A 4,538-nucleotide genomic window follows, 5' to 3' on the forward strand; every position below is an offset into this window, starting at 1 on the left:
TGACGGTTCGTCGATGTGCAGTGTCTTGGGCAGAACGCCGTGCCGCATGGCCAGCACCATCTTGATCACGCCGGCGACACCGGCGGCGGCTTGGGTGTGGCCGATGTTGGACTTCAACGAGCCCAGATAGAGGGGGTGTTCGGCGGGTCGGTCCTGGCCGTAGGTGGCGAGCAGGGCCTGTGCCTCGATCGGGTCGCCGAGGGTGGTGCCGGTGCCGTGCGCTTCGACGGCGTCCACCTGATCGGCCGTCAGTCCGGCTCCGGTGAGAGCCTGTTGGATCACCCGTTGTTGGGAGGGGCCGTTGGGTGCGGTGAGTCCGTTGCTGGCGCCGTCCTGGTTGACGGCGGAGCCGCGCAGGACGGCGAGGATGGGGTGTCCGTTGCGTTCGGCGTCGGAGAGCCGCTCCAGCAGCAACAAGCCCGCACCCTCGGCGAAGCCGGCGCCGTCCGCCGCCGCGGCGAACGACTTGCACCGGCCGTCGGGCGCGAGTCCGCGTTGGCGGCTGAACTCCACGAACAGGCCCGGAGAGGCCATCACGGTGACGCCACCGGCCAGGGCGAGGGTGCACTCGCCCTGACGCAGCGCGTGGGCGGCCAGGTGAATGGCGACCAGGGACGAGGAGCACGCCGTGTCGATGGTCAGCGCGGGTCCTTCGAGACCGAACGTGTACGACAGGCGTCCCGACGCGATGCTGCTCGCGCTGCCGTTGCCGATGTATCCCTCGAACTCCTCGGCCGCGTGGGTCTGGAGCCGTGACCCGTAGTCGCTGTACATCACGCCGGCGAACACGCCGGTACGGCTGCCGCGCAGCGAGGTCGGTTCGATCCCCGCGCGCTCGAACGCCTCCCAGGCCGTCTCCAGGAGCAACCGGTGCTGCGGGTCGGTGGCGATCGCCTCGCGCGGACTGATCCCGAAGAACTCCGCATCGAAGTGGTGCGCGTCGTGCAGGAAGCCGCCGTCGCGGGTGTAAGAGGTGCCGAGCCGATCGGGATCGGGGTGGTAGAGCTCCTCGACGCCCCAACCACGGTCGGTCGGGAAGCCGCCCACCGCGTCGGTGCCCTCGGCGACGAGTCGCCACAGGTCGTCGGGCGTGCGGACGCCGCCCGGATAGCGGCAGCTCATCGCGACGATCGCGATCGGCTCGCGGCCGCGACCGGCCTCCTTGGCCTCGACCTCCTGGAGCCGACGGCGGGTCTGGTGCAGGTCGTTGGTCACCCACTTGAGGTAGTCGACGAGCTTCTCTTCATTCGTTGCCATCGGAACTTCTCCTCGACGGGGCGCGCGCGGGTGGACCGGGTGGACGGGGTGTTTGGGGGAGGGCTATTGGAGGGAGCGGCCGAGTTCGTTGTCGATGAAGTCGAAGATGTCGTCTGTGGAGGCGGTGTCGATGCGGTCGGTGACGTCCGCGTCGGCGGTGGTCGTGGGAGCCGTCCAGCGGGAGAGCACCGCCTGGAGGCGTTGGGTGATGCGACCGCGTGTGGCCTCGTCCTCGGTGGCTTCCAGGCGTGCCAGGCTCGCTTCGAGGCGGTCCAGGTCGGCCAGCGCCGGCGCGGACGGCGAGGTGCGTGGCGCGAGGCCGTCCCGGAGGTAGCCCGCCAGCGCGACCGGGGTCGGGTAGTCGAAGACCAGCGTCGCGGGCAGCCGCAGGCCGGTCGCGCCGTTGAGTCGGTTGCGCAACTCGACGGCGGTGAGCGAATCGAAGCCGAGATCGTTGAAGCCCTGATCGCCGACCACCGCATCGGGACTCGCGTGCCCGAGTACCGCCGCCACCTGGCCGCGCACCAGGTCGAGCAGCAGCGCGGACTGCTCGACATCGGACAACCCGCTCAACCGGTCCGCGAGCGGCTCCACAGCGACGGCCGACGTGCGTCGACCGGGCAGCCGGATCAGCTCGCGCAGGATCGCCGGCAGCGTGCCGTCGGCCGCCTGCGCGCGCAACGCGGCCGGGTCGAGCCGAGCCGGCAGCAGCGCCGGCGCGCCGAGCCCGAGCGCCGCGTCGAGCAGTTCGAGTCCTTCCCGCGTGTCGAGTGGCAGTAGTCCGCCACGGGTCACCCTGGCCCGGTCGGTCGGGTCCAAGCCGCCGGTCAGCGCACTCGTCTCGGCCCACAGGCCCCACGCGAGCGACGTGCCGGCGAGCCCCCGGGCCCGACGATGGTGGGCTAGCGCGTCCAGGAACGTGTTCGCGGCGGCGTAGTTGGCCTGCCCGGGATTGCCGAAGCAACCCGCCGCCGAGGAGTAGAGGACGAAGTGGCTGAGGTCGTGGTCGCGGGTGAGTTCGTGCAGATGCCAGGCCGCGTCGACCTTGGGCCGCAGGACCGCGTCGAGATGTTCACCCGTCAGGCCGGTGACGACGGAGTCTCGCAGCGTGCCGGCGGTGTGGATGACCGCGCCGAGCGGGTGCTCGGCGGGGATCGCGTCGAGCAGCTCGGCGAGCGCCGCGCGGTCGGCGGTGTCGCACGCGGTGATGGTCACGGTGGCGCCGAGACCGATGAGTTCGTCGGCGAGATCGCCGGCACCCTCGGCCGTCGGTCCGCGTCGGCTGGCCAACAGCAGGTGCCTGGCCCCGTGTTCGGTGACCAGCTGCCGCGCGGCCAGCCGGCCGAGCGTTCCGGTGCCGCCGGTGATCAGGACCGTGGCCTCCGGATCGAGGACGCGCGGCGCCGGATCGTCCCCGGCGCCCGCCGAGCCGGCCCGAGCCAGGCGCGGGACCAGGATCTTTCCCTCCCGCAGAGCCAGTTGCGGTTCGCTACCCGCGACGGCGTACGCCAGGGCCCGGCGCGACCCGGCGCTGCCGTCGGTGTCGACCAGGGTGAACCGCTCGGGGTGCTCGCTCTGCGCGGACCGGAACAGGCCCCAGAGGGCCGCGCCCGCCAGATCGGACGTGTCCTCGCCGGACCGGGTGGCGACGGCGCCGGTGGTGACCACCACGAGCCGGCTGTCGACGAGCCGCGCGTCCGCCAGCCACTCCTGGAGCAGGGCCAGTGCCTCGCCGACGGCCGTACGTACCGCCTTCGGGGCGGCGTCCCCGTCGAGTGCGGACCCGACCGGCGCGAGGACGATGCCCGGCGGCGAGCCCGGAGACTCGTGCAACGCCGCGCGCAGCGCTGCGAGATCGGCGTACGAGACACCTTCGGCGTCGGCGTGGTGGAACCGGCCGTCCGCACTCAGGGTGGCCCAGGCACCCGCCTCGACCGGGCCGGCCGGTACCGGCTGCCAACCCAACCGGAACAGCGAGTCCGTCGCACCGCCGCCGCGCGCCGAGGCGAGCTGCTCGGGTGAGAGCGGACGTACGGTGAGGGACTCGACGGTGACCACCGGGGCACCGGTGCGGTCGGCGACCTCCAGCGCCACCGCGTGTTCGCCGACGGGAGTGAGCCGCACCCGGACCGAGGTCGACTCGGTGCGGTGCAGCCGTACCCCGTTCCAGGAGAACGGGAGCACCACCGGGCGAGGCACCTCCGACGCGCTCGAATCCGCCACCGGCTCCGGCGCCGGGGCCAGCCCCATCGGGTGCAGCGCGGCGTCGAGAAGTGCGGGGTGCAGGCCGAAGCGGGAGACATCGGTGTCCGGGGGCAGGTCGACCTCGGCGTACAGCTCGTCGCCGAGCTGCCAGGCGACCCGGAGACCTTGGAAGACCGGTCCGTAGCCGAGGCCGTGCAGGGCCAACCGGTCGTAGTGGTCCGACACATCCAGCTCGACCGCCCCGGGCGGAGGCCAACTCGCCGCATCGAACGCGGTTGCCGCAGAGACGAGTTCGTCGGCGGTGAGGGCGCCTACGGCGTGTCGGGTCCAGGGTTGGTCGGTGTTCGGGTCGTCGGTGCGGGAGTGGATGGTGATGGTGCGTCGGCCGGTGTCGTCCGGGGCGGTGAGCGCGACCTGAAGCTGAACGGCGCCCACGGCGGGAATGACGAGGGGGCTCTCCAGCGTGAGTTCCTCCAGGGCGACGGTGTCGGTCGCCTCCACCGCGTGCAGTGCGAGATCCAGGAACGCGGTACCCGGCAACAGGATGGTGTCCAGGACGGCATGGTCCGCGAGCCACGGATGGGTGCGGACCGAGATCCGCCCGGTGAACAAGTGCGTTCCGGCGTCCGCGAGTTCGACGGCCGCGGTCAGCAGCGGGTGCTCGACCGGGTGCAGTCCCAGACCGGTCGCGTTTCGGTCCGAGGGCAGTGACTCGAGCCAGTAGGACTGGTGTTGGAAAGCGTAGGTGGGCAGTTGGGGATCGTCGGCTGTGGTGCGATGCGTGGGGATGTGGGCGTGCCAGGACGGGGCGATGCCGTGGGTGTGCAGGGTTGCCAGGCTGGTGGTGAAGCGGTGGTGGGTGCCTTGGTCGCGGCGGAGGGTTTCGATGACGTGGACGTTGTGGCCCTCGGTGGTGTCGGTGATGGGGTGGGTGAGGACGGGGTGGGGGCTGGTTTCGATGTAGGTGTGGTGGCCGGTGGTGGTGAGTTGTTCGATGGTGGGTTGGAGGAGGACGGGGTTGCGGAGGTTGTCGTACCAGTAGTGGGCGTTGAGGGTGGTGGTGTCTTGGATGTGGG

Annotated in this window: 2 protein-coding genes; both read right to left on the bottom strand. The window is 71.5% G+C overall.

Annotated elements, in window-relative coordinates:
- On the bottom strand, positions 1-1,257 hold a 1,257-nt coding region (locus ACZ4FV_RS51635; RefSeq protein WP_465328357.1), incomplete at its 3' end, for a beta-ketoacyl synthase N-terminal-like domain-containing protein.
- A gap of 63 nt (positions 1,258-1,320) precedes the next feature.
- On the bottom strand, positions 1,321-4,538 hold a 3,218-nt coding region (locus tag ACZ4FV_RS51640; protein WP_402241582.1), incomplete at its 5' end, for a type I polyketide synthase.

It is taken from the genome of Embleya sp. NPDC025285, from assembly GCF_055558835.1.